Origin of the sequence: Stenotrophomonas sp. MMGLT7, assembly GCF_021168555.1 — a bacterium.
GTDB lineage: Bacteria > Pseudomonadota > Gammaproteobacteria > Xanthomonadales > Xanthomonadaceae > MMGLT7.
In genome coordinates, this window is record NZ_JAJOZS010000003.1 from 154,111 (window position 1) to 179,061 (window position 24,951).

Consider the following 24,951-nt stretch of genomic DNA (forward strand, 5'->3'; position numbering starts at 1 on the left):
GGAAGGATGATGCGGTCGGAACGGACACGGCGGCGGCACGGGGCCGCCCGCGGTCACTCGATGCGCGCGGCTTCGTCGAAGCCCAGGCGCGGCAGGCGCGGGAACAGGCCGGCGGGATCACCGTACCCCAGATTGACCAGGAAATTCGACTTGATCGCGGTACCGGCGAAGAACGCCGCATCGACCTTGGCGTTGTCGAAGCCGGACATCGGGCCGGCATCCAGGCCCAGCGCGCGCGCGGCCAGGATCAGGTAGGCGCCCTGCAGCGTGCCGTTGCGCAGGGCGGCCTCGTGGCGGCCCTCGCGCGGGCCTTCGAACCAGCTGCGGGCGTCGGTGTGCGGGAACAGGTAGGGCAGCTTCTCGTGGAAGTCCTGGTCGAAGGCGACGATGACCGTCACAGGCGCGGCCAGGGTCTTGCCGCGGTTGCCTTCCGACAGCGCCGGCGCCAGCCGCTGCTTGGCCTCGGCCGACTTCACGAACACGAAGCGCGCCGGCGTGGCGTTGGCCGCGGTCGGCCCCCACTTCAGCAGCTCGTACAGCGCACGCAGCTGGCCGTCTTCCACCGGCCGGTCGAGGAACGCGTTCTGGCTGCGCGCGTTGCGGAACAGCTGGTCGAGATCGGCATCGCCGAGCGGTTGGGACATGCGGTGCTCTCCGGGAAGCAAAGGCCGACGGCGTGGCGGGAAAGCCCTTCCGCCACGCCGCGGCGACGAGGACGGCCAGTGTAGAGTGGCGCGCTGGCCACAATACCCGACCGGGCTGAAACGTATTGATGCCGAACATGCAACGATCCGACGCGATTGTCGCCATCAGCGACGGCCGGGCAGGCAATGCGCGGCAGGCACTGGCACTGGCCGAGGCGCTGGCCGAAGGCGCCGCGGTGCGCCACGTGCAGCTGCTGCCGCATGCGCCGTGGCGCTGGCTGGCGCCGCGCCGCTGTCCGGGGACACGATGGGCGTTCGGCCCCGGCTTCGCCGCCCTGCTGGCGGCCCCGCCGGCGATCGCGGTGGGCTGCGGCCGCCAGGCGGCGCTGGCGACGCGGCTGCTGCGCGGGCGCGGCAGCCGTGCGGTGCAGATCCTCGATCCGCGGCTGTCGCCGCGGCATTGGGATGCGCTGGTGGTGCCCGAGCACGATGCCCTGCGCGGCCCCAACGTGCTGACCCTGGTCGGCAGCCTGAACCCGGTGGACGACGCCTGGCTGCAACGCGGGCGCCAGGCGTTCGCCGCGCTCGGCACGCTGCCTTCGCCGCGCATCGCGCTGCTGGTCGGCGGCCCCACCGCACAGGCGCCGTGGGGCGAAGACGACGCCGCGGCCCTGTTCGCCGCTGTCGCCGCACGGCTGCGGCACGATGGCGGCAGCGTGCTCGCCACCACCTCCCGGCGCACCCCGGCGGCGGTATGCGATGCGCTGCGGCGCGCCTTCGCCGATGTCCCCGGCCGGCTCTGGTGCGGCGACGGCGACGGTCCCAACCCGTACCCGGGCCTGCTCGGCTGGGCCGAGCGCATCGTCTGCACCCCGGACTCGGCCAACCTGCTGTCCGAGGCCTGCGCCACGCGGGTACCGGTGCAGGTGGCGCTGCCCGGGTGCGCGCGCGGACGCATGCAGGCGCTGCAGGATCGACTGCTGCAGTCGGGCCGCATCGTGTTGGCCGGCGCGATACCCGCGGCCGCTGAAGCGGCGACGGCAGCACCCCTGCGCGAAACCGCGCGCGTGGCCCGGCAGCTGCGGCCGCTGCTGCGGCCGCTGCTGCTGCCGGCCTGAGGCCGCTGGCCGATCCCGCCCGGCCGCCGGATAATCCCCGCCCCTCGTCCCGCCCCCGCCGCCATGCACCGCAGCGCGCCATCGATCTCCCGCTTCACCCTGCGCTCGCTGCTGCTGGCGGTACTGGCGATGGGCGCGGTGGTGCTGGCCTCGAACGTGCTGGTGCAGTACCCGATCAACGACTGGCTGACCTGGGGCGCCTTCAGCTATCCGGTGGCGTTCCTGGTCAGCAACCTGGTCAACCTGCGCTTCGGCGTGCACGCGGCGCGGCGGGTGGCCTGGTGCGGCTTCGCGCTGGCGGTGCTGCTGTCAGTGTGGGTGGCCACGCCGCGCATCGCGCTGGCCTCGTGCACCGCGTTCATCAGCGCGCAGCTGCTGGACATCGCGGTGTTCGACCGCCTGCGCGCCGGCAACTGGTGGCGCGCGCCGGCGGTGGCCACGCTGTGCAGCGCCACGCTGGACACCACGATCTTCTGGTCGATCGCCTTCGCCGGCTCGGCGCTGCCGTGGGTGAGCTGGGCGCTGGGCGACCTGGGAGTGAAGCTGGCGATGGGCGTGTTCCTGCTGGCGCCGTTCCGCGCGCTGGCGTGGCGCGCGATCTCGATGCGACGCTGAACGCGTCATGGCGGCAGGCTGCCCAAGAGTCTGTCCTCGATCCCCGCAGGAGCGACAGGAGCGGCGTAGGAGCGACTTCAGTCGCGATCAGGCCTTACCGGTAGAGCCTCATCGCGACTGAAGTCGCTCCTACGTCGCTCCTACGGACGGCTATCGTGCTTTTCATTCCCGGGCCACAGCGGCCGCCCCATCCTGGGATCGCGAGCAGGCGCTAAGGCGTCGCCTTCACGTACACCGGGTTGCCGACCAGCGCCAGCCGGTCCTGCGCGTCATGGACGTTGGCGCGCAGCCAGTGGCGGCGGCCGTCGGCCTGCCAGTCGAAGCGCCAGCGGCCCGCCTGCCCCGCGACCGGGCGCGGCTCGATGGCCTGGCCGTCGCCGTCCAGCAGCAGCTCGACGCGGGCATCGGCCAGGCCGTCCACCTCGACCGTGCCCTGGCAGGCGGTGCCATCGCGCGGCGCCAGCTCGGCGCCCATCGGCTGCGGCCCCTGGCCGCAATCGAGGCTGAGCTCCAGCTTGCGATCGCGACTGCCCTGGACGTCGATGAACACGCGGCCGGCGCGGATGCCGTCCAGGATCGCGGCCTGCGACAGCGCCGCCGCATGCACCACGGTGGCCGGATGCCCGACCGGCGTGGTGGCGCCCTCGCCGACCTCGCGGCGGGTGGCGTCGTGGTTGTCGCTGCCGCCGACGCCGGTCACGCGCTGCCCCCGGTCCAGCAGCGCGTGCCAGAACGGGATGCCGGACACCGGCGTGCCGGCATCCTGGCCGTTGACCGCCTCGACCACGGCGATCCGCTCCATCGCCACCGGCCGCTCCGGCGTCCAGCCGCAGCCCATGCAGCGCTCGTCGTTGGGCAGCCGCGGATGGTTGATCGACAGCAGCAGGCCGCGCCGCTGCACCTCGTCCAGCACCGCGTTCCAGTCCTGCAGTGACGCGCTGCCGAGGCGGAAGTCGATCCAGTCCTGCAGCCCGAACACGTTGGCATGGCCCTGGAAGGTGGTCAGTTCCATGCCCGGGATCAGCAGCAGGTCGTCGAAGTAGGGCTGCAGCTCGCGGATCGGCTGCAGGTGCGAGACGGTGTTGTGGTCGGTGAGCGCGACGAAGTCCAGCCCGGCGGCGCCGGCCGCCTGCAGGGTCAGGAACAGCGGGCACGGCACCCGCGTGCCGGAGCGCGAGGCGCAGGACGCGTCGCTGTGGGCGCTGTGCATGTGCAGGTCGCCGCGGTACCAGCCCGGCTGTGCGCGCAGCACCGGCGCCAGCGCCGCCGGCACGGCCTCCGGATGCGCGCGCGGGGTCAGGGTGACGAGCGCGATGTAGTCGGCGCTGCGCCCGGGGCGGATGTTCGGTATGCCCAGCAGCAGCTGCCAGCGCCCGGCCGGCAGCGTGCCGGGCAGGTAGGACGGCGTGGCGTCGCTGGCGGCGACGGTGAACTCGCGCTTGCTGCCGCCGCTCCAGCCGCGGAATCCGTGCGGATCCAGCAGGCCCAGGTCGATGACGGTTTTGTCCTCGCGGCCGCCATGGTCGAACCGCACCGAGAGCCGCGCGGTACCCTGCGGCACGTCGAACGGGACCTGCACGTAGCTGTGCGCGTCGCGGTCATGGATGGTCCCGTGCAGCCGCAGCACGGTGGCACCCGCCGGCACGGCGTCCGCTGCGGCCACCGCGTCCACCGCGACCGCAGCGGATGCCGCCGTTGCCCACGCGGAGGCGGCGACGATCGCGGCCGCCAGCGCATGTCGCCAGACCCGCCAGGGGCCGTGTCCGCTGCGCATGCTCAGAACCGGTACATCAGCGCCAGCCGGTAGGCGCGTCCGAGCAGCGGCCGGGCGATGAAGCTGCTGGCACCGACGTCGGCGTTCTGCAGTTCGCCGGCGCGCGGGTTGCCCTCGGTCAGGCCCAGCGAATTGGTCACGTTGTCGATGTAGCCATACAGCGAGAGGCGGTCGCTGACCTCGTAGCGCGCGCTGAAGTTGAGCACGTCGTAGGACGGCAGCTGCACCGAGTTGGCGGTATCGACGTAGCGCTTGCCCTCCCACTCCCACGACAGCTGCAGGCGCAGCTTCTGCTCGAGCAGGTTCACGCCGGGCACCAGCCGGGTGCTGAGCCTGGGCACGCGGATCAGCTGGTTGTCCACGTAGTCGCGCAGCACCGGCGCGCCGTCCACCAGCTCGGAATACTTCAGGCCCTTGTACCTGGGGTCCTGCCAGGTGGCGGTCAACTGCGCGTCGAACCAGTGGGTCGGATACCAGCCGGCCTCCAGCTCCAGGCCCCAGGTCCTGGTGCCGGCATAGCCCTGCTGGTTGACCGAGACGCCGGTGTCGGGGTCGTAGACGTAGTTGCTGAAGGGAACGTTGTCGAACTTGGTGTAGAACGCGGTGGCGTAGACGTTGAACAACGGGCCGTTGAACTTGTAGCCGACCTCGCCCAGGTCCATCGTCTGGGTGATCGCGTTGCCGCCGTTGGCGGCCCCGCAGGCCTCCAGCGTGGCCAGCGGGCAGTTGCTGTTGCGGGTCAGGTAGCTGCCCAGGCTGGGCAGGCGGAAGGCCGAACTCCAGCGCGCGAACACGCCCTGGCGGTCGTCGAACTGGTAGTTGGCGCCCACCGTCCAGCCGGTCTTGCTGGAACTCTGGTCGTAGCGCACGTACCGGCCCGAGCCGGTCAGCACGCTGGAGGTGGCCAGCGTGCCCAGGTCCACGGTCTGCCGCACCTCGGCCCAGCCGTCGCTGTCGATCTTCTCGTGGCGCAGGCCGGCGTCCAGCCGCAGCGCGTCGCTCACCTGCCACTCGTCGGACAGGTAGAACGCCTGCGTGGTGGACTGGCCGCTGGCGTTCTCCCATTCGTAGCCGTAGCGCCACACGCCGTTGTCGCTGAAGGTGCGCAGCACGTTGCCGGCGGCGTCCACCGCCACCAGGTCGAGCAGGCGCGCCTGGTCCTGCGCGTCCAGCAGCACGGTGGAGGAATAGCGGTCGAAGTCCTCGCTGACGGTTGCGTAGTAATAGCCCAGGGTGACGTCGTGGCTCTGCCCGCCGAACTGGAACTTGCGCATCAGCCGGGTGTCGCTGCCGAACTCGCGCACCGGCATGGTGAGCCCGCGCAGGCCGCCCATGATCATCAGCCCGGTGCCGTTCTGGCTGGCCGGGTCGAATACCTGGCTCGGGCTGGTGATGTAGCGCAGCTGCAGCCCGGTGGCGCCGGGCACGCCGGCCAGCAGCGACTGCTGCTGCTCCAGGAAGGTCGCCGCCGGCGACAGCGCGTTGGGGAACACGCCGTTGCGGGTGGTGTCGGTCTTGCTGAAGCGCAGCGCCTGCGCCAGCTTCCAGTCCGCGCCCAGGTCCAGGTCCAGCTTGATGGTGCCCTGGTCGCGCTTGACGTGGGTGCCGTCGGCATTGTCGAAGTCGTAGAGGCTGCCGTCGCCCGTCTTCATCCTCAGGTAGCGCGTCTCCGGCCCGGCCACGGTGCCGTAGTGCGCGTCGAAGCCCGGCACGCCGACGATGTCGCCGCTGCCGTTGCGGTGCATCGGGATGCCCAGGTACAGCATCACCCGGTCGTCCATGTGCTTGGCGTCGAAGCTGATCCTGCCGCCGTCGAACTCGCGCGCCAGGTTGAAGCGGAACTGGCCGCCGTCGTTGGCGCGGTAGCCGGGATCGCGGATGCCGTCGTCGACCCGGTAGAAGCCGCCCATGCCCAGCTTCCAGCCGTTGCCGAGCGGGGCGCCGTAGTAGACGTCGACGCGGTTCAGGCCGTAGTCGCCGACGGTGTACTTGAAGATGCCGCTGGGCTCGTCGCCGACCTGGCGCGGGATGAAGTTGATCGCACCGGCCGGGGCGTTGGAATAGAACACCGACGACGGACCGCCGCGCACCACCTCGACACGCTCGATGGTCTCGTCCAGGCGGAAGGCCTGGTCGCCGTTGAGATAGCCCAGCGCCGGGTCGTGGACCACCGGCACCCCATCCTCCAGCAGCGTCACCGAGCCGAAGCCGTCGATCGGGATGCCGCGCGCACGCACGTTGCCGGACGCCTCGCCGCCGGTGGATTCGACCCAGAAGCCGGGGACCGACTTCACCGCCTCGGTCACGCTGGTGGGCGCCTGCAGGCGCAGCGCCTCCTCCTCGATGTTGGTGACCGAATAGCTGGTCTCCGCCTTGGTGCGGGAGTCCACGCCGGAGCGGCCGGTGACGATGACCGCGTCCAGGTCCTTGGCGGCGATGGCGTCGGGATCGGGCGGGACCTGCTGGGCGATGGCCGGCGATGCCGGCACGGCGGACAGGCCGAGCAGGCAGGCCAGGTGCACGGCCGCGGCCGACGTGGTGGAGCGAGCGGACATGCGATCGGGTCCCCGGGACGAAATGCAGCACGGGCATGTTGAAGCGGCCACGTTGCAACATGACGACATCCGGCCGCCAACCTTCGGCATCGGTCCACCACCCAGCTCGCGCCAGCGCGGGCGTGCCGGCGCAGCTGCGGCCGCAGCTGCGGTTCAGCCCGCCGGCAGCACCGCAGGCAGGCCGGCGCCGGCCCAGGCCGCGCGCACCGCGGCACGGGACGCCGCCACCCGCGCGTTCTCCACGACGATGCGCGGGCGCCGGTCCAGGGTGCAGTCCAGGCCTTCCTCCAGCAGCACCGCATGCGCCTGCAGCAGTGCGGCGGCGGTGGCCGGGTCGAAGCGGCCGGCGTCGCGCAGCGCGGCGATCAGTCCCGGCGTGTCGCGCAGCGCCAGCAGCGCGGGCGGCTGCCCGTGCGCGTCCAGCACCCGGTACTGCAGCAGGAATTCCAGGTCGACCAGGCCGCCCTCGCCCTGCTTGAGGTCGAAGCGCGCGCCTTCGCTGCGGTCCAGTTCGGCACGCATGCGCGCGCGCATCCTGGCCACGTCCGCGCGCAGCGTCTGCGGGTCGCGCGGATGTGCCAGCGTCTGCGCGCGGATGGCATCGAAGCGCGCCATCAGCGCGGCATCGCCGGCCACCGCGCGGGCGCGCACCAGCGCCTGGTGCTCCCAGGTCCAGGCGCGCTCGCGCTGGTACTCGCCATAGCTGGCCAGCGAGGACACCAGCGCGCCCTTGCCGCCGTCCGGGCGCAGACGCACGTCGGTGTCGTACAGGCGGCCGGCGCCGGTGACGGTGGCCAGCAGGGCGATGATCTTCTGCGCCAGCCGCGCGAACCAGCGACCCGGCTCCAGCGGGCGCGGGCCGTCGGAAGCCTCCGCGCCGGGCGCATGGTCGTACAGGAACACCAGGTCCAGGTCCGAGCCGAAGCCCAGTTCGCAGCCGCCCAGGCTGCCGTAGCCGATCACCGCGAACGCCCCGCCCGGCACCTGCCCGTGCATCGCCTGCATCTCGTCGCGGGCGATGCGCAGCACGGTGCGCACCACCGCCTGCGCCAGCTGCGCCAGCTGGTGCGCGCTGGCCGCCGCGTCCTGGCGCCGGTCCAGCGTGGCCAGGGCGATGCGGAAGCTCAGCGCCAGCCGCACCTCGTTGAGCGCGCGCAGCGCCGCTTCCGGGTCGTCGATGGCCAGCGCGGCATCGCAGGCGCCGCGCATCGCCGCAGCATCCGGCAGCGGGCCGGCGATGCGGGTGTCGAGCAGTTCGTCCAGCAGCAGCGGGTAGGCGGCCAGCCGTTCGGCCAGCAGCGCGCTGCGCGCGAACACGTCCACCAGCCGCTGCAGCGCGCTGGGCTGCTCGTCGAGCAGGGCCAGGTAGGAGCTGCGGCGCTGGATCGCCTGCAGCAGGCCGAGCACGCGGCGCAGCGCGGCGTCGGGCTGCGGCGAGGCCGAGGCCGCCTGCAGCAGCGCCGGAAGCACCCGGTCCAGCCGCGCACGCGCCGCATCGGACAGGCTGGCCACGCCGTTGGAACGGGCGAAGTCGCGCAGCGCCTGGTCGGCCTCGGCGGCGCGGGCGAAGCCGGCCGCGGCCAGCGCCTGCGCATCGCCGGCGGACGGCAGCGCGCGCCAGTAGCCGGCCAGCGCGCCGGGCGGCGCCTCGCGCTCGCGCGGCGCCAGCAGGACGGAGAACTCGCCGGCCACGCGCGTGCGCACCGCATCCAGGCGGCGCTGCAGCGTCTCCCAGTCGGGACAGCCCAGGCCGACGGCGATGCGCAGGCGGTCGAGCGCATGGCGCGGCAGCACGTGGGTCTGGGCATCGCGCAGCATCTGCAGGCGGTTCTCCAGCTGGCGCAGGAAGCGGTAGGCGTCGGCCAGCGCGCGGCCGTCGCCGGCGGCCATCTGCCCGGTGGCCACCAGCGCCTGCAGCGCCGGCAGCAGCCGGCGCTCGCGCAGCGTCGCCTCGCGGCCGCCGCGGATCAGCTGCAGCGCCTGCACCAGGAACTCGATCTCGCGGATGCCGCCGTGGCCGCGCTTGATGTCGTCCTCCATCTCGCGCCGCGCCACGTCCGCGGCGATCGCCGCCTTCATGCCGCGCAGGCCGTCGAGCGCGGTGAAGTCCAGGTAGCGGCGGTAGACGAACGGGCGCAGCGTCTGCAGCCAGGCCTCGCCGGCGGCGACGTCGCCGGCCACCGCGCGCGCCTTGATCCAGGCGTAGCGCTCCCAGTCGCGGCCCTCGCGCTGGAAGTACTGGTCCATGCCGGCGAACGACAGCGCCACCCGCCCGGCCGCGCCGAACGGGCGCAGGCGCAGGTCCACGCGATGGCAGAAGCCGTCCGCGGTGGTCTCGTCCAGCAGCACCGCCAGGCGCTGGCCGAGGCGGGCGAAGTATTCCTCGGCGGCCAGCGGCCGCGCGCCGTCCGACTCGCCGCCCTGCGGATAGGCGTAGACCAGGTCCACGTCGGAGGAGAAGTTCAGCTCGCCGCCGCCGAGCTTGCCGAGTCCGAACACCACCAGCCGCTGCACGCCGCCGTCGGCCGCGCGCACCACGCCGTGGCGCCGCGCGAACTCGCCTTCCAGCGCCTGCAGCGCGAGGCGCAGGCAGTCCTCGGCCAGCGCGGTGGCGCCGGCCAGGGTGGCCTCGACCTCGTCCAGGCCGAACAGGTCGCGCCACACCAGGCGGGTGGAGGCGGCGGCGCGATGGCGGCGCAGCAGGCGCGGCCAGTCGGACGGCTGCTCCGGGTCCAGCAGCGGCAACGGCAGCGGCGGCGGGTCGGGCTGCGCCAGATGCGGCAGCAGCGCCGGCTGCCGCACCAGCGTGTCGACGGCGAAGTCGCTGGCCACCGCCAGCCGCTGCAGTCGCGGCACCAGCGCCGGGTCGAAGGACTCGCCGGCGGCCTGGCGCAGGCGCGCCACGGCGCGTCCGGCCAGCGGCTGCAGCTCGGGAGGGAGCGGATCGAAGGTAGGTTCCATGCCGCGATTCTGGCATTGCCTGCGCATCCGCCGGCGATCGCGGTCGCGCGGTCCCGGGAGCGTGGGCGGCAGCAACGTCCGGGGCGAGGGGCCGGCCTGCACGGGGCCGGCGTTTCGGCGATTCGCCGGCCGGCAGCGGGACCACAGGCCAGGTAGCGGCAGAAGTCCGGATCACGCCGACGGCCCTGCAGCGCGGACGATCGCTGCCGCCCACGCTTCCCCCACGGCGCCGGTGCTACCGTGCCGCGGTACCGCCCGGTCGTGCCGGACGTCTCCCACAGGAGTCTGCATGAACGCCAATCCCGAAACCCTGCTGCAGGTGCCCTGTCCGCTCTGCCTGGCGGTCAATCGCGTGCCTGCCCTGCGCCTGGCGCAGTCGCCGCGCTGCGGGCGCTGCCACCGGCCGCTGTTCGACGGTACGCCGGCGACGCTGGACGCCACCAGCTTCGACCTGCACGCCAGCCGCTCGGACCTGCCGCTGCTGGTGGACTTCTGGGCACCGTGGTGCGGACCGTGCCGGGCGATGGCGCCGGCCTTCGTGCAGGCCACCGCGGTGCTGGAACCACGGCTGCGCCTGGGCAAGCTCGATACCGAGGCCAATCCGGAACTGGGGACGCGCTTCGGCATCCGCAGCATCCCGACGCTGGCGATCTTCTTGCACGGACGCGAACTGGTCCGCCAGTCCGGCGCGATGCCGGCGCAGGCGATCGTGCAGTGGGCGCGCGAGCACATCCACGGGGCCTAGCCGGCTGCGGCCGCGTGGCCCGGGCACCCGGATCATGGTTCGTCGCGAGGTGCGCTTGGCTTAGCCGGGCCAGGGCGCACCGCCATGGCCGCCAGGTCGTGGCCGCGTCCCCGACGCCTTGCCGATCGCGCGGCCGCCGCGTTGGGCCATCCCACGCCCGGGCATTAAAAAGCCCGCTTGCAGCTTTGGGCTGCCAGCGGGCTCTGCTCCCTCCCCCACGTCGGGATGCGGGACCGATATTGCAGGCTCTTTTCCGACTATGCACGCTGCAGCGCAAAACGATACCGGGCGGTATACATAAAGCCAGGAACCACGATCTTCCGCAGGAGCGACTTCAGTCGCGATGGGGCTTTACCGGTAGAGCCCCATCGCGACTGAAGTCGCTCCTACAGGTCGCTCCTGCGGGGGGATGTGCTGCAGGTCACGGCGAGCGAGCAACAGGCTGCATTCCCTCTTGGGATCGTGCACAGGTTCCAGGGCTCTCCGGCGCACGCGCACCGCGAGGGTCCGGCCTGCGATTCGGGCAATCCCGCCAACCGGTGACCAGCCGACCCGCTGCGCGGCTCAGTGCAGCAGGTCCGGCTGCGACTCGTACCACTGCCGCGCGCGCAGCAGGTGCCACTGCCGCTGCTCGCCGTCGAGCTGCACGCCCACGCCCAGCACGCCCCAGCGCGCATACAGTTCGCCGCGGCTGAGCTGCTGCCCCAGCTGCAGCCGCGCCTGCAGCGACAGGCGGTCGTTGTGCGCCTGCAGCCGGTCCAGCCACAGTCGCGACTTGCGCCAGCGCAGCTGCCCCTGCGCCTCGACCTGGCCGGCATCGACCATGTTGCCGATCCAGCGCGGGTAGTCGGCGCGCCGCGAGAACAGCGCCAGCACCAGCCCGACGTCGCGCATGCGCATGCGCGCGGTGGCATCGACCTGGAACGGCGAGGCCGCGTCGATGCTCCCGCGCGGGACCGTCACCGTGGCCCAGCTGCCGCGCGAGCCGGGGTCGCCTTCCAGTTCCACGTTCTGCAGGCGCAGGCCGGTGCCGTCCAGCGCGAACACCTGGCGCTCGATGTCGGCGCGCGCCAGCCGCGCATCCAGGTCGATGTCGCCGCGCAGCCGCGCGCCGGCCAGTTGCAGGCGTGCCTGGCTGGCGCGCAGCCGTGTCCAGCCGCGGCCGACCTTGCCGGCCGCATCGAGTTCGAGATCGCCGCCGAGGCTGCCGCTGCCCGACAGCACGCGCACGTTGCCGCCGGGCAGGTAGCGGTTGTAGACGCGCAGGTCGGGGATGCGGGCATCGGCGAAGCGCAGCTGCGCCTGCAGGCTGTCGTGCAGCCGGCCCAGCTCGCCTTCGCCGCGCAGTTGCAGGTGCAGGTCGTCGCCGCGCACCAGCAACTGCTCCGGTGCCGCCAGCGGGGCCGCCTCGAACGCCTGCATGGCCACGTCCAGGACCGCCTGGGTGCCATCGCCGGCGGCGACGATGCGCCCCTGCGCGCTGGCACGGCCCTGCGCGCGCACGCCCATCACCTCGGCCACCGCCTGCGCATGCGGCACCTGCAGGGTGCTGCCCGGCTGCAGCCGGCCGCGCTCGAGCCGCAGGTCGGCGTCCACCAGCCCGCCGCCGTGCAGCTTGAACCAGGGCTTGCGCACGAACAGCGCGCCGATCCAGTCCAGCGACTCGAAGGTCCAGCGCCCGCGCACCTGGCCGGAGGTGCGCGGCCACAGCGTGGACGGGTCCTCGAAGGGCAGGCTGCGGCCGGCGATGTGCAGGTCGGCATCGATGAGGGTGTCGGTCTTCTCGTCGTGCGGCAGGTGCGCGCGCACGCGGATGTCCTGCGCGGCGTCCAGGCGCAGGGTCAGCACGCCGCGATCGGTGGCGCCCACGCCCACCCGCAGCGGTATGCGCCACACCGCGCGGCTGCCCGGCTGCAGTTCGCCCCGTTCGAGCTTCAGGTCGGCGTTGAGATGCGCCTGCGCCGGCAGCATGCGGATGTCCACCTGCCCGCCGCCGCTGTCCACCCGCAGCGCCGCGCTGCGCCCGCTGAGCTTGAGCCCGGCGCTGAGGATGCCCAGCTTGCGGATGCCCGGCGCCTGCGCGCGGTAATGGCGCGGATAGGAGAAGCTGCCTTCCAGCGCGGCCTGGTCGGCCAGGGTGAGGCGGCCGTGCAGCAGGCGCGCGTCGGTGAAGGCCACGGTCGAGGGGAACAGCTCCGAGGGCCCGCCCCTGATCTGCTTGAGGAAGCCCACGGTGCCGCTGCCCTTGCCCTCCAGCACCAGCTGGCCGAAGCGGGCGCGGCGGATGCTGTCGCTGTGGATGGCGTCGAAGCGCAGCGTCCAGCCGCGGTCGCCGGCCGGCGGCGGCGGGATCTCCGCGTCCACCCGCTGCACGTCGGCATCCACGCCGGTGGCGTGCAGCCGCGGTATCCGCACCTCGCGCCGCAGCAGCGGCAGCAGCGCGATGCGCGCGCTGGCGCGATCGGCGCGCACCTGCCAGACGGTGTGCTGCACATGCCCGCTGGCGCGCACCTTCCAGGCGATCACGTGGGACGGCAGCAGGCTGATCGCCGGCCCGGTGCGCAGCACGAACTTCTCCGGCTTCTGGTTGATCGAGGCCTCGAACAGCGGCGTGTTGAGGTAGACGTTCGCCGCCACCAGGTAGGCCGCGTAGGCCAGCAGCACGGCGTACAACGCCCGCCGCAGGGGGGCGGGCCAGCGGCGCAGACGTCGGATCGGGGAAACCATGCGCGAAGGAACTAGGGCGGAGGACGCACACACTATCGCCAGCGACGGTGCGGTGCGGCGTGAATGCGCCCGCCACCGGATTGGCGCGGCGCACCATTCCACTAAGGTCGCAGGCCCGCCGCCGGCGCCGATCCGCGATAATCCGGGGCCCGCTCCGCAGACCGCCAGCCAATGACCCTCGACAGAATCCTCGATGCTCGCCTGCGCCAACGCGTCGTTTCCGCCGATACCGCCGCCGCCTTCATCCAGCCCGGCGAGACCGTGGCGATGAGCGGCTTCACCGGTTCGGGCTATCCCAAGGCGGTGCCGATGGCCCTGGCGCAGCGCATCGAGCAGGCGCACCTGCTCGGCCAGCCGTTCCAGATCAGCCTGATGACCGGCGCCTCCACCGCGCCCGAGCTCGACGGCGCGCTGGCCAAGGCCGACGGCATCGCCCTGCGCATGCCGTTCCAGAGCGACCCGGACGCGCGCAACCGCATCAACGAGGGCAAGCTGGACTACATCGACATCCACCTCAGCCACGTCGCCCAGCACGTGTGGTTCGGCTTCTACGGGCAGATCGACACCGCGGTGGTGGAGGTGTCGGCCATCCGCGAGGACGGCGCGCTGGTGCCGTCGACCTCGATCGGCAACAACAAGACCTGGCTGGACCTGGCCAGGAAGGTGATCGTCGAGGTCAACGAGTGGCAGCCCGAGCACATGGCCGGCATGCACGACATCTACTACGGCACCGCGCTGCCGCCGCACCGCCGGCCGATCCCGCTGGTGAACGTGGACGACCGCATCGGCGAGACCGCGCTGCGCTGCGACCCGGACAAGATCGTGGCGATCGTGCGCACCAACGGCCCGGACCGCAACAGCCCGTTCACCCCGGCCGACCAGGCCAGCCGCGACATCGCCGACCACCTGATCGAGTTCCTCAAGCACGAGGTCGCCAAGGGCCGCCTGCCGCCGAACCTGCTGCCGTTGCAGTCGGGGGTGGGCAACATCCCCAATGCGGTGCTGGCGGGGCTGGCGCGCAGCGGCTTCCGCGACCTGGAGGCCTTCACCGAGGTGATCCAGGACGGCATGCTCGACCTGCTGCGCGCCGGCGTGCTGCGGGTGGCCTCGTGCACCGGCTTCGCCCTGAGCCCGGAGGCCAACGAGGAGTTCAAGCGCAACATCGACTTCTACCGCGAGCGCATCATCCTGCGCACGCAGGAGATCTCCAACCACCCGGAACTGGTGCGCCGGCTCGGCTGCATCGGCATGAACGGCATGGTCGAGGCCGACCTGTACGGCAACGTCAACTCCACCCACATCATGGGCACGCGCATCCAGAACGGCATCGGCGGCTCCGGCGACTTCGCCCGCAACGGCTTCCTGTCGGTGTTCCTGAGCCCGTCCACCGCCAAGAACGGCAGCATCTCCTCGATCGTGCCGATGGTCAGCCACGTCGACCACACCGAGCACGACGTCTCCATCGTCGTCACCGAGCGCGGCCTGGCCGACCTGCGCGGGCTGCCGCCGCGGCGGCGCGCGCGCGTGCTGATCGACAACTGCGTGCACCCGGACTACCGCGACCAGATCGAGGACTACTTCGACCGCGCCTGCCGCGACAGCTACGGCAAGCACACCCCGCACCTGCTGCCGGAGACGCTGTCCTGGCACCAGCGCTGGCTCGACACCGGCAGCATGAAGCCCTGAGGGTCCGGCGCCGCAGGCGCAATGCATGGGCGCCTTGGGGGACTTGGGGGACTTGGGCGCCTTGGGCGACTTGGGTGCCTTGGGCGACTTGGACGACTTGGGCGCCTTGGGGGACTTGGGGGACTTGGGGACTTGGGCGACTTGGGGACTTGGGCGACTTGGGGACTTGGGGACTTGGGGACTTGGGCGACTTGGGCGACTTGGGGACTTGGGGACTTGGTGACTTGGGAGGACCTGTAGGAGCGACTTCAGTCGCGATGAGGCTTGCCCGGTAAAGCCTCATCGCGACTGAAGTCGCTCCTACGGGAGGCGGGGCGCCGCTGGCGCCGGTGGGCGGCTGCTCACGGCGCCAGCAGGAACGCCAGCTTGGCCGCCCGCGGCAGTCGTTTGAGCTGCCATTCAGCGCGCGAGGCGCTGGCGCGGTCCGGGTAGGGGCGGCTGCCCAGCAGCCGCAGCGGCGGGTTGGCGCGGGTGTAGCGCGCGCCCTTGCCGCTGGCATGCGCGCGCCAGCGTGCCTCCAGGTCGTTGGTGATGCCGGCGTAGTAGCTGCCGTTGCGGCATTCGAGCAGGTACAGGCACCAGGACGGCGAGGACGCGGACATGCGGTGGATTATCCACCGCCCCGCCCCGGCGGCGCGTCCCCCGTCCCCGCGCCGGTCGCGCCGGCGATGGCGCGCCCTGTCGCGGAACTTGCATCTGCAACCACCTGCCGCCCGCGCTCGCGACACGATCCAGGGGTTATCACGCGCGTCCATTAGCGCGACCATGGGCGGCCACATCGGATCCGATTCGCCAGGAGCGCGACATGTCAGAAGCCATCATCGACGAAGCCGTCCCGGCAGTCCCCCCGCACGCGCCGGCGCCGCCGGACTATCGCCGGTTCATGCAGGAGCTGTGCGTGCAAAGCGAGGCCGCGCGGCTGCACGGCGACCTGGACACCGGCATCAACGCCTACAGCGAGTGCTGCGGCCGCCACCTGGGAAGCGAGCGCACCGCGCTGCGCGCGATCGCCGCCGACGGCAGCCGCCGCGACTACAGCTTCGAGCAGCTCGACCGCTGGTCGGCGCAGTTCGCCAACATCCTGCGCGCGCGCGGCATCGGCGCCGGCGACCGCGTGGCGGCGCTGCTGCCGCGCAAGGTCGACCTGCTGGTGGTGGTGCTCGGCACCTGGCGCGCCGGCGCGGTGTACCTGCCGCTGTTCACCGCCTTCGGCCCCAAGTCGATCGAGCACCGCCTGCATGGCGGCGAGGCCCGGCTGGTGGTCACCGACCGCGGCAACCGCGGCAAGCTCGACGGCATCGACCCGCTGCCGCCGGTGCTGACGGTGGACGCGGCCGATCCGGCCGAGGACTTCGCCGCCGCGCTGGCGGCGCAGCCGGACGGCTTCGAGCCGGTACCGCGCCGCGGCGAGGACCTGTTCCTGATGCTGTTCACCTCCGGCACCACCGGCCTGGCCAAGGGCGTGCCGGTGCCGCTGAAGGCGCTGCTCGCCTTCAGCGCCTACATGCGCTACGCGGTCGACCTGCGTCCGGACGACGTGCTGTGGAACATCGCCGATCCGGGCTGGGCCTACGGCATCTACTACGGCGTCACCGGGCCGCTGATGCTCGGCCACACCATCATCTTCAACGAGGGCGGCTTCACCATCGAGGGCACCTACCGGCTGATCCGCGAGCTGGGCGTGACCAACCTGATGGGCTCTCCCACCGCCTACCGCATGCTGATGACCGCCAACGCCGACCACGCGCGCACGATCCGCGGCCAGCTGCGCGCGGTCAGCAGCGCCGGCGAGCCGCTCAACCCGGAGGTGATCCGCTGGTTCGCGCAGGTGCTGGACACCACCATCCACGACCACTACGGCCAGACCGAGACCGGCATGACCGTGTGCAACCACCACGCGCTGGCGCATCGCATCCAGCCCGGCTCGGCCGGCTTCGCCCTGCCCGGCTATCGGGTGGCGGTGCTGGACAAGCAGGGCAACGAACTGGCCGTGGGGGTGCCGGGCGAACTGGCGGTCGATCGCCCGAACTCGCCGCTGTACTTCTTCCCCGGCTACTGGCAGCAGGCCAAGCAGGACTGCTTCCGCGGGCCGTACTACCTCACCGGCGACACCGTGGAGCTCAACGAGGACGGCAGCATCGCCTTCGTCGGCCGCAGCGACGACGTGATCACCTCGTCCGGCTACCGCATCGGCCCGTTCGACGTGGAAAGCAGCCTGCTCGAGCACCCGGCGGTGGTCGAGGCCGCGGTGGTCGGCAAGCCCGATCCCAAGCGCACCGAGATCGTCAAGGCGTTCGTGGTGCTGCACGCCGGCCACGAGGGCAACGACGCGCTGGCGCGCGAGCTGGCCGGCTTCGTCAAGCAGCGGCTGGCCGCGCATGCCTACCCGCGCGAGATCGAGTTCTGCAGCGAGCTGCCGAAGACGCCCAGCGGCAAGATCCAGCGTTTCCTGCTGCGGCAGCAGGGGCTGGCGGCCGGTTCTGCCTGAACGCCCGCCGCGGTTCTGCCGGCGTGTGTCCGCGGCCGCCACCGGCCGCAAGACCGCTGACACCGCCGTGGGCGATAAAGGCGGCGTCCGCTCCACTGTCGCCGCGCATGAGACCTCTCTCCCTCGCGCGCGGCGGCAGGGTCCGGGCCCGAACAGGGCGCTGTTCGAACGCCGGGCGGGCGACCGCCCGGCTTTTTGCTGCGCGCGCGGCGGCATGCAGGAGCCCGGTCCCCGTGTACCCGTAGGAGCGACTTCAGTCGCGATGGGGCTTTCCCGGTAACGCCTCATCGCGACTGAAGTCGCTCCTACAGTCGCTCTACGATCGCTCCCGCCGGCGGTTGCTCCCGCGCCTGCTGCAGGAGACCGCGGGCCGGTTCGCTCAGGCCGCTTCGGCGCTGCGCACGGCCTGGCGGCGGTGGCGCACCGCCTGCGCCAGCCGCTGCAGCACCTGCACCGAGGCGTCCCAGTCGATGCAGCCGTCGGTGATGCTCTGGCCGTAGGTCAGGCTGGCGCCCGCGACCAGGTCCTGGCGTCCGCCGACCAGGTGGCTTTCCACCATCACCCCGACGATGCGGCGCTCGCCGCCCTCGACCTGCGCGGCGATGTCCTCGACCACCGCCGGCTGGTTCTCCGGCTTCTTGTGGCTGTTGGCGTGGCTGGCATCGACCATCAGCCGCGGCTCCAGCCCGGCCTTGGCCAGCACCTGCGCGGCCGCCTCGACGCTGGCCGCATCGTAGTTGGGCGCCTTGCCGCCGCGCAGGATCACGTGGCAGTCGGGGTTGCCCTGGGTGGCGACGATCGCGGTGGCGCCGTCCTTGGTCACCGACAGGAAGTGGTGCGGGTGCATCGCCGCGCCGACCGCGTCGGCGGCGATCTTGATGTCGCCGCCGGTGCCGTTCTTGAAGCCGATCGGGCACGACAGCCCCGAGGCCAGCTCGCGGTGCACCTGACTCTCGGTGGTGCGCGCGCCGATCGCGCCCCAGGCCACCAGGTCGGCGATGTACTGCGGCGAGATCATGTCCAGGAACTCGACGCCGGCCGGCAGGCCGAGCAGGTTGATGTCGCGCAGCAGCCCGCGCGCCAGGCGCAGGCCCTTGTTGATGTCGAAGCTGCCGTCCAGGTCTGGATCGTTGATCAGGCCCTTCCAGCCGACGGTGGTACGCGGCTTCTCGAAGTACACGCGCATGACGATCTCCAGCGCGTCGCCCAGTTCCTCGCGCAGCGGGCGCAGGCGCTGGGCGTACTCCATCGCCGCCACCGGGTCGTGGATCGAGCACGGGCCGATCACCACCGCCAGGCGGTCGTCGCGCCCGTGCAGGATCGAATGCAGCGCATGGCGCGCATCGTGGACGGTGCGCGAGGCGGCATCGTCGCAGGGCAGCAGCGCGATCAGCTGCGCCGGCGGGGTGAGCGGTTCGATCTTGCGGATGCGCAGGTCGTCGGTGTGCGGGGGCATGCGGTGGACTCCATGGGGATGCGTGAGTGGTGCCCCAGGCAGCGGCGGCAACAAAAAAGCCGCCAGGTGCGCTGGCGGCTTTTCGGGAATGCGGCTGAAGTTTCCTTCAGGGTGAACGCAATCCTTCCTCCGCCAGCGGCATCGGAAAGCCGTAGTACCAAAAGTAGAAGCGGGCGCGGTTTGCGTTCATGGGCAGCATTGATAGCACACGATCGGCGCATCGCCAACAGTTGCATCTGTAATCCAGCAGCGGCCGAATCCTTGCGCCTGCGCCGGGCTCGGGCTCGATGCGACCCGATCGCCCATCCATCACCTGCAGGCACGTGCCGCGCTCATCCTTGCCCTCCCCAAGATGCCGGCGAAAGCCGGCCCGCAAGGCCGGCGGACGGCGGCTAGGACCGCAGCTCAGGCGAATGCCTTGGCCAGTGCCTCCACGCTGCGCAGGATTTCGGCGTAGTCCGGCCGGGCGTCCTCGTTGCCGAAGTCGTGCGGCCCCTGGCTCTGCACCAGCAGGCCGTCGGTGCGCGAGGTCATGCTGACGTTCTGCGAGGTGTAGTACAGGTTGTAGTTCACCTCCGGCTGCGGCGCGAGGCGGCAGGTCTGCCCGCGCACGGGAATCACCGAATCGTCGCCGAGCAGGGCGCGCGCGCCGTAGCCGGTGGCGTTGACGATGACCTTCTGCCGCAGCTTGCCGATGTCGCCGATGCCGCCGAATTCGCGCAGCTCGGTGCTGCCGCCGGCGCGCACGAAATCGTCCATCAGCATCTTCGAGTACGCGCCGATGCCGAACACCAGGTTCAGGCCGCGGCGCACGCGGGCGGCGGCGAACGGATGCTGGTCCGGCGCCAGTTCCACGGAACGGGCGTGGAAGCCCTCGATCAGGTCCATCTGCAGGTCCGGGTAGTCCGGCTCGCCCTGGCTCTCCCAGTGCGTCTCGGCGGCCGGCCCGTCGGACAGCAGGTAGACGTCCTGCCAGGCGATCGGGTTGCCCGGCAGGCCGAGCAGGCTCTGGTACATGCGGAACGAGCTGCGCGCGGTCTTCTGCCACCATGCGCGGAACTCCGGCGTGGCGTGGTCCGCCGAGACGATGCGCGAGGCCGGCGTCCACGCACCGGTGGCGTAGCTGGAGCGCACCACCGGCGGGAATTCCCTGGCGTAGATGTGCACCTTCAGCCCGTACCGCTGCATCACCCGGGCCGCGGTCAGGCCTATCGCGCCGCAGCCGACGACGGCGATCTCCTTCTCGCCGGTGGCCAGCGCCAGCGCGGCGACCTGCTCGCCGGTGCCCCACGACAGCGACCAGCCGCTGCCGCCATGCCCGTAGCTGTGGATGATGGTCTTGCGCCCGGCCTTCTCCGCCTCGATGCGTGGCCCCTGGGCGCGGAACGGGCGGGTGCACACGTCCACCGAGATCACCCGCTCGGGCGAGGCTCTCACCTTCGCCAGCGGCGGTGTCTCGACGAACTTCGGTTTCTGGCCGATGGGCAGGGTGCCGGCGGGCACGGCTTGCGCCAGGGCGTGCCCGGTGGCGCCGGCGCTCAGGGCGGCGACGCCGGCGCCGCCGACTGCACGCAGGAAATTGCGACGTTGCATCTGGATTCCTCGGGTTCGGGTTGGCCGGCTCAGGGACGGACGACTTCGATCCGCGCCGTTGCCGCCGGGCTGGCCGACGCGGCCACCTGCACGGCCGGGCGCGGCCGCGCCCGGTGGCGCATCGTTGCATGGAACGCGCGCCAGGCGCTCATCCGTCCGGCGGACCATCCCGGCCGGAGGCGCGGAACGGCGTCATCCCCGCGATGGTGCAGCGACCAGCCCCTGCGGCAAGGCAGCGCGCGCCGGCGTTCGCCGCCGGCGCGCGCTGCAGGTTCGGCACGTCGCGGACGCAGGACGCCCGCGTCATCGCCATGTGCGCTTCCCCGGGCCTACCACTCGTAGCTCACCTTGGCGAACCAGCGCGTGCCGAAGAAGCCGAGCGGGCTGCCGAGCACGTAGTCGCGCGCACCGGTGCTGGCATAGCGCTCGATGTTGTACTGGGTGATGGCCGCCGGCGTCTTGTCCGGATACTCGTTGAACAGGTTGTCGGCGCCGGCGCTGAAACGCAGGTTCTTGTTGGGCCGGTAGCTCAGCTCGACGTTGGTGGTGTACAGCGTGCCGATCTTCAGCTTGTAGTAGGTCACGCCGTTGATGTCGACCAGGTCCAGCGTGTCCATGATCTGCGGGTACGCCGCGTAGGCGCTGGTGGTGCCCAGCGAGTACTGCGGGCCGTAGACGTTCTCGCGGATGTTGAGGCTGAGCTTCTCGCTGAAGTGGATCGTCGCGCCGAGGTTGACCCGGTACTTGGGGCTGTTGTTCTCGACCAGGGCGACGTCGGCATCGGTCAGCAGCGGCAGGCCGCCGAGATCGGCCGGCGCGTTGCCGACGCGGGTGACCTCGGTCTTGTTGTAGTTCGCCGCCAGCACCCAGTCGATGCGGCCCCAGTCGAAATCGCTGTTGTAGGTGGTCACCCAGTCCACGCCGGTGGTCTTGGTGTCCATCGCGTTGGTGAAGAAGTTCAGGCCGATGTTGGCGCGCGCGGTAGCGTCCATGCTGCCGCCGGCGGCGGTGGGATCGTCCCACTGGGAGATGAAGCCGCCGGCGACCAGCGCCATGCCCAGGGTCTGGTTGTAGGCATCGTCCGGGACGCCGTCGCGATTGGTGTCGGCCGGGTCGGGCAGGGTCGAGTTCGGCACGCAGCCGGCGGTGCGGCCGCACAGCGTGTCCACGCTCTGGCTGGTGGAGTACAGCAGCGTGCTGCCCAGGCGGATGCGGTCGTCGATGCGGATCTGGTACGCGTCCAGGGTGCTGGTCAGGTTGGGCAGTGGCTTGAACACCAGGCCGAGGCTGATGTTCTTGCTGGTTTCCGGCTTCAGGCCGCTGCCGACGTTGGCGGCCTGCAGGGTGGCGGTGGCGGCGGTCGGGCCGACTTGGATGGCGGTGTAGTAGTTCTCGCCCATCGTCGGCGCGCGGAAGCCGGTGCTGACGGTACCGCGCACGGCGAAGGTGTCGCTGAAGTCGAAGCGGGTGGTCAGCTTGCCCACCGCCTTGCTGCCGAAATCGCTGTACTTCTCGTAGCGCGCGGCGGCATCGACGATCCAGTTCTCGGTCGGGTTGAGGATCACGTTGACGAAGGCGGCCTTGTTGTTGCGTTCCCACTCGCCGGTCGCGGCCGGGTTGTAGCCGGGGAACGCGGCCGAGCCGGCGCCGTAGTACGAGGCCGCGTCGCCCGGGGAGATGCCGTAGGTGTCCTTGCGGTACTCCAGGCCGGCGGCCACGGTCACCGGCGACGCCAGGCCCCAGTCGAAGTCGCGGTTCACGTCCAGCGCGATGTCCCACTGCGAGGCGTTGAAGCGGCCGACGTAGAAGCTGTCCGGCGAAGCGCCGTACTCGTTCCACAGGCTGAAGTTCATCGAGTGGGTGTTGCGGATCTCCATCTGGTTCTTGCCGTAGTTGGTGGACAGGTCGTAGACCCACCCGGCCAGTTCGCCGGTGACGCCGACGCCGATCTCCCAGTCCTTCTCGTCGGTGTCGATGGAGGGGCTGAAGCCGTAGGGATACTTGTTGATGTCCGCCTCGGTCAGCGGCTGCCCGCTGCGCGCGCCGACCCCGCCGATCGGATCGGTGCGGTCGCCGTCGCCGTTGAGGTCCACGCCGCCGTCCTGCGACGGGCGGCGGTAGCTCTGCCAGCTCTGGGTCTTCTTCTTGCCGAAGCTGCCGGTGGCGTACACCTCGGCGCCGTTATCGAGGAAGAAGCCGCCGCTCAGGAACCCGATGTCGCGCTGGATCGCCGGCGAGTCGCCCTGGTGGTTGTTGTTCGGATACCAGGAGTTGTAGAGCATGTTGTATTCGTTCTCGCGATCCAGCGCGGCGGTGCCGGTGGAGCTCGGGTATCCGCTGGGCGTGGTCGCCGTGCCGGTGGCCGGGCAGCCGTTGACCGGATCGGCGAGCCGGTCGGCCGCGCACACGGCGGCGCCGTACGGCGCGCCCGGGCGGTTGATGGTCTCGCGCCGCTCGCTCTCCAGGGCGATGTTGAAGTAGCTGTTGTCGCTGCCGAGGCCGAAATCGGCCTGGTAGTTGGTGGTGAAGCCGCCGCCGTCGTCGTAGCCGGAGGTGCCGGCCGACACGCTGCCGCCGCTGCCGTCCTTCTTGGTGATCAGGTTGATCACGCCGGCGATCGCGTCCGAGCCGTACAGCGCCGCCGCGCCGTCGGTGAGCACCTCGGTGCTGGCGATCGCGCTGGTCGGGATGAAGCTCAGGTCGGTGGACGCCGCGCCGGCGTAGCTGCCGGTCACCGCGACGTTGGAGGTGAAGTGGCGGCGCTTGCCGTTCACCAGGATCAGCGTGTGGTTGGGCGACAGCGCGCGCATGTTGGCCACCAGCGTGCCGCTGGTCATGTCCGTGCCCTGCTGGCTGGCGTTGAAGCTGGGCACCTGGAACGCCAGCTGGTTCATCAGGTCCGGCGCGCCGGACTGCTGCAGCGCCTCGGCGGTGACGATCTGCACCGGCGCCGGGCTGTCGTCCACCGACATACCGGTCCTGCGCGTGCCGGTGACGATGACGTTGTCGAGCGTCTTGGCCTCCTCGCCGTCGGTGGCCGACTGGGCATGGACGGTGCCGGCGAAGCAGCCGGCGATGGCAATGGACAGGGCGATCGCGTCGCACAGCGGGCTTCGCTTGGACTTCGCGGCCGTCTTTTCAAGACGAGGCATATCTTTCATGCGCAGTTTCCCAGGGTGGGGGGAGGGGGAGGTGGAACTCGACGCTTCCGGGCCGCCGTGGGACCGCGGCCCGAGGGCTTTCGGCTGCGTGCCGGACATGGCGCGCATCAACAGGCAAACGGCATCCGCGCGGGGTCGGCCGCCGCTTCCCGCAGCGCCATGCGCGGCCGCTGCGGGACCGGCAGCGGCCCCCGCTGTCCCGCGGCGACCGCGGTGAATGCCTCGCGGAAGCGCTGCATCTCGGCTTCGGTGCCCACGCTGATCCGCGGTCGGGTCTCGTGGCCGGGCCAGCTGCGCCCGACCATGACGCCGTGCGTGGCCATGGCGTCCTGGAACTCGCGCCCCGGGCGCCCGATGTCGACGAGGAAGCAGTTGGCCTCCGACGTCGAGCACGGATATCCCTGCGCCTGCAGCCACGCCACCGTCTCGTTGCGCATCCGCGTGGTCGCGGCGCGGCGCGCCGGCACCAGCCCGGGATCGAGCAGGCTGGCGGTGCCGGCGGCCAGCGTCGTCATCGCGACGCTGCCGCCGCCGTGGGCGTTCATCCGTTCCAGGTTCGCCGGGCTTGCGACGGCATAGCCCAGGCGCAGGCCGGCCATGCCGTACAGCTTGGAGAACGTGCGCAGCACGATCACGTCGTCGGCCTCGACCGCCAGGTCGAGCGCGCTGACGGCATTGTCGGAAAAGTGGATGTAGGCCTCGTCGACCACCAGCACGCTGCCCGGCGGCCGGTGGTTCGCCGCGTACTCGATGTCCGCGCGCGAGGTGATCGCGCCGGTCGGGTTGTTCGGATTGCAGATGTAGAGCAGGCCGGCCTTCGGATCGGCCGCGCACATGGCCTCGACGTCGTGCGAGTAGTCCCGGCGCTGCGGCGTCCTGACGACCTTCGCCCCGACCCTGGGAGCGGTGCGCCATGCCTGCTCGTAGGTCGGATCCGCGGTGACCAGCGAACGCTGCGGCGAGGTGAACGTCGTCACCGCCAGGCCCAGCGGCGTCCCCGATCCCGGATAGACGGCGATGTGGTCGGCCGGGACCTCGAGCTGGGCGGAGAGGGTCTCCAGGAACTCCCTCGACTGCCCGCGGCCGTAGTCGCCGCTCAGCGGCGCGGTCCTCGCGATCGCTTCCAGCGCCGGCCGCGACGGACCGATCGACAGCGTGTTGGCGCCGATGTTGACGATCTGCAGATCCGCCGCCGCGTCCGCATTCGCGGCCATCGCCTGCGCGTATGCCGGCCCCACGCCCGCATGGATCCCGAGGCCGGCCGCGCCGGCGACATACAGGGACTGCCGGAGGAATGCACGTCGCGAAGAATCGGTACTCATGTCTGTCCCCGTTGTCAGAGCGAATGGACCGGAGAAACCGCAGGTGCCGCCGGTGCGTGCATTGCCTCGCCGCTCGACGGAAATCGTCGCGGTCCTGTCCACGGAC

15 protein-coding genes are annotated in these 24,951 nt (G+C 71.5%); 5 read left to right on the forward strand and 10 right to left on the reverse strand.

The features are described 5' to 3' along the window. Positions 1-53 precede the first annotated feature (53 nt). On the reverse strand, positions 54-644 hold the full coding sequence (locus LRX76_RS05455; RefSeq protein WP_231802879.1) for a malonic semialdehyde reductase: 591 nt from the start codon (positions 642-644) through the stop codon (positions 54-56). 137 nt (positions 645-781) lie between these two features. On the opposite strand from LRX76_RS05455, the gene LRX76_RS05460 reads away from it, so the two are divergent. After that, complete coding sequence (locus LRX76_RS05460) at positions 782-1,762, forward strand: mitochondrial fission ELM1 family protein (protein WP_231802881.1); 981 nt, start codon at positions 782-784, stop codon at positions 1,760-1,762. A 63-nt stretch (positions 1,763-1,825) separates the two neighbouring features. Further along, positions 1,826-2,377, forward strand: a complete 552-nt coding sequence (locus tag LRX76_RS05465; RefSeq protein WP_231802883.1) for a queuosine precursor transporter — start codon at positions 1,826-1,828, stop codon at positions 2,375-2,377. A gap of 211 nt (positions 2,378-2,588) precedes the next feature. Here LRX76_RS05465 and LRX76_RS05470 read toward each other — a convergent pair whose 3' ends face one another. The 3 genes from LRX76_RS05470 to glnE form a co-directional block, all read right to left on the reverse strand. Next, on the reverse strand, positions 2,589-4,151 hold the full coding sequence (locus tag LRX76_RS05470) for a CehA/McbA family metallohydrolase (protein WP_231802885.1): 1,563 nt from the start codon (positions 4,149-4,151) through the stop codon (positions 2,589-2,591). Positions 4,152-4,153: 2 nt separating this feature from the next. After that, positions 4,154-6,706, reverse strand: coding sequence for a TonB-dependent receptor (locus tag LRX76_RS05475; RefSeq protein WP_231802887.1), 2,553 nt, complete (start codon positions 6,704-6,706; stop codon positions 4,154-4,156). Positions 6,707-6,859: 153 nt separating this feature from the next. Next, complete coding sequence (glnE, locus tag LRX76_RS05480; protein ID WP_231802889.1) at positions 6,860-9,667, reverse strand: bifunctional [glutamate--ammonia ligase]-adenylyl-L-tyrosine phosphorylase/[glutamate--ammonia-ligase] adenylyltransferase; 2,808 nt, start codon at positions 9,665-9,667, stop codon at positions 6,860-6,862. Positions 9,668-9,956: 289 nt separating this feature from the next. Between glnE and trxC the strand changes: the two genes are divergently transcribed. After that, the gene (gene trxC / locus LRX76_RS05485) at positions 9,957-10,412 is read left to right on the forward strand and encodes a thioredoxin TrxC (protein WP_231802891.1); all 456 of its coding nucleotides are present in this window, start codon (positions 9,957-9,959) and stop codon (positions 10,410-10,412) included. Between the two features lie 564 nt (positions 10,413-10,976). Here trxC and LRX76_RS05490 read toward each other — a convergent pair. Beyond that, entirely contained in the window at positions 10,977-13,139 is a 2,163-nt protein-coding gene (locus LRX76_RS05490) for a hypothetical protein (protein WP_231802892.1), read from the reverse strand. A gap of 171 nt (positions 13,140-13,310) precedes the next feature. Between LRX76_RS05490 and LRX76_RS05495 the strand changes: the two genes are divergently transcribed. After that, positions 13,311-14,825, forward strand: coding sequence for an acetyl-CoA hydrolase/transferase family protein (locus LRX76_RS05495; RefSeq protein WP_231802894.1), 1,515 nt, complete (start codon positions 13,311-13,313; stop codon positions 14,823-14,825). A gap of 341 nt (positions 14,826-15,166) precedes the next feature. On the opposite strand, the gene LRX76_RS05500 is transcribed toward LRX76_RS05495, so the two are convergent. Then, positions 15,167-15,427 (reverse strand): GIY-YIG nuclease family protein, encoded by a 261-nt coding sequence (locus LRX76_RS05500; RefSeq protein WP_231802896.1) that lies wholly within the window; start codon positions 15,425-15,427, stop codon positions 15,167-15,169. A 203-nt stretch (positions 15,428-15,630) separates the two neighbouring features. Between LRX76_RS05500 and LRX76_RS05505 the strand changes: the two genes are divergently transcribed. Further along, complete coding sequence (locus LRX76_RS05505; protein WP_231802898.1) at positions 15,631-17,313, forward strand: AMP-binding protein; 1,683 nt, start codon at positions 15,631-15,633, stop codon at positions 17,311-17,313. Between the two features lie 379 nt (positions 17,314-17,692). Here the strand turns inward: LRX76_RS05505 and LRX76_RS05510 are convergent, their stop codons facing one another. The 4 genes from LRX76_RS05510 to LRX76_RS05525 all read right to left on the reverse strand — a co-directional run bounded on the left by LRX76_RS05510 (position 17,693) and on the right by LRX76_RS05525 (position 24,845). Further along, on the reverse strand, positions 17,693-18,769 hold the full coding sequence (locus tag LRX76_RS05510; RefSeq protein WP_231802900.1) for a 3-deoxy-7-phosphoheptulonate synthase: 1,077 nt from the start codon (positions 18,767-18,769) through the stop codon (positions 17,693-17,695). Between the two features lie 405 nt (positions 18,770-19,174). Further along, positions 19,175-20,362 carry an FAD-dependent oxidoreductase gene (locus tag LRX76_RS05515; protein WP_231802902.1) on the reverse strand — a complete coding sequence of 396 codons (1,188 nt, stop codon included), beginning with the start codon at positions 20,360-20,362 and terminating at the stop codon, positions 19,175-19,177. 329 nt (positions 20,363-20,691) lie between these two features. Next, on the reverse strand, positions 20,692-23,523 hold the full coding sequence (locus LRX76_RS05520) for a TonB-dependent receptor (protein WP_231802904.1): 2,832 nt from the start codon (positions 23,521-23,523) through the stop codon (positions 20,692-20,694). A gap of 107 nt (positions 23,524-23,630) precedes the next feature. After that, complete coding sequence (locus LRX76_RS05525) at positions 23,631-24,845, reverse strand: pyridoxal phosphate-dependent aminotransferase (RefSeq protein ID WP_231803357.1); 1,215 nt, start codon at positions 24,843-24,845, stop codon at positions 23,631-23,633. Positions 24,846-24,951 lie beyond the last annotated feature (106 nt).

What these genes read in the sequence shown, in the direction of transcription:
- LRX76_RS05455 (WP_231802879.1), bottom strand. Translation starts at nt 644, where the DNA reads ATGTCCCAACCGCTCGGCGATGCCGATCTCGACCAGCTGTTCCGCAAC.
- LRX76_RS05460 (WP_231802881.1), top strand. Translation starts at nt 782, where the DNA reads ATGCAACGATCCGACGCGATTGTCGCCATCAGCGACGGCCGGGCAGGC.
- LRX76_RS05465 (WP_231802883.1), top strand. Translation starts at nt 1,826, where the DNA reads ATGCACCGCAGCGCGCCATCGATCTCCCGCTTCACCCTGCGCTCGCTG.
- LRX76_RS05470 (WP_231802885.1), bottom strand. Translation starts at nt 4,151, where the DNA reads ATGCGCAGCGGACACGGCCCCTGGCGGGTCTGGCGACATGCGCTGGCG.
- LRX76_RS05475 (WP_231802887.1), bottom strand. Translation starts at nt 6,706, where the DNA reads ATGTCCGCTCGCTCCACCACGTCGGCCGCGGCCGTGCACCTGGCCTGC.
- glnE (WP_231802889.1), bottom strand. Translation starts at nt 9,667, where the DNA reads ATGGAACCTACCTTCGATCCGCTCCCTCCCGAGCTGCAGCCGCTGGCC.
- trxC (WP_231802891.1), top strand. Translation starts at nt 9,957, where the DNA reads ATGAACGCCAATCCCGAAACCCTGCTGCAGGTGCCCTGTCCGCTCTGC.
- LRX76_RS05490 (WP_231802892.1), bottom strand. Translation starts at nt 13,139, where the DNA reads ATGGTTTCCCCGATCCGACGTCTGCGCCGCTGGCCCGCCCCCCTGCGG.
- LRX76_RS05495 (WP_231802894.1), top strand. Translation starts at nt 13,311, where the DNA reads ATGACCCTCGACAGAATCCTCGATGCTCGCCTGCGCCAACGCGTCGTT.
- LRX76_RS05500 (WP_231802896.1), bottom strand. Translation starts at nt 15,427, where the DNA reads ATGTCCGCGTCCTCGCCGTCCTGGTGCCTGTACCTGCTCGAATGCCGC.
- LRX76_RS05505 (WP_231802898.1), top strand. Translation starts at nt 15,631, where the DNA reads ATGTCAGAAGCCATCATCGACGAAGCCGTCCCGGCAGTCCCCCCGCAC.
- LRX76_RS05510 (WP_231802900.1), bottom strand. Translation starts at nt 18,769, where the DNA reads ATGCCCCCGCACACCGACGACCTGCGCATCCGCAAGATCGAACCGCTC.
- LRX76_RS05515 (WP_231802902.1), bottom strand. Translation starts at nt 20,362, where the DNA reads ATGCAACGTCGCAATTTCCTGCGTGCAGTCGGCGGCGCCGGCGTCGCC.
- LRX76_RS05520 (WP_231802904.1), bottom strand. Translation starts at nt 23,523, where the DNA reads ATGAAAGATATGCCTCGTCTTGAAAAGACGGCCGCGAAGTCCAAGCGA.
- LRX76_RS05525 (WP_231803357.1), bottom strand. Translation starts at nt 24,845, where the DNA reads ATGAGTACCGATTCTTCGCGACGTGCATTCCTCCGGCAGTCCCTGTAT.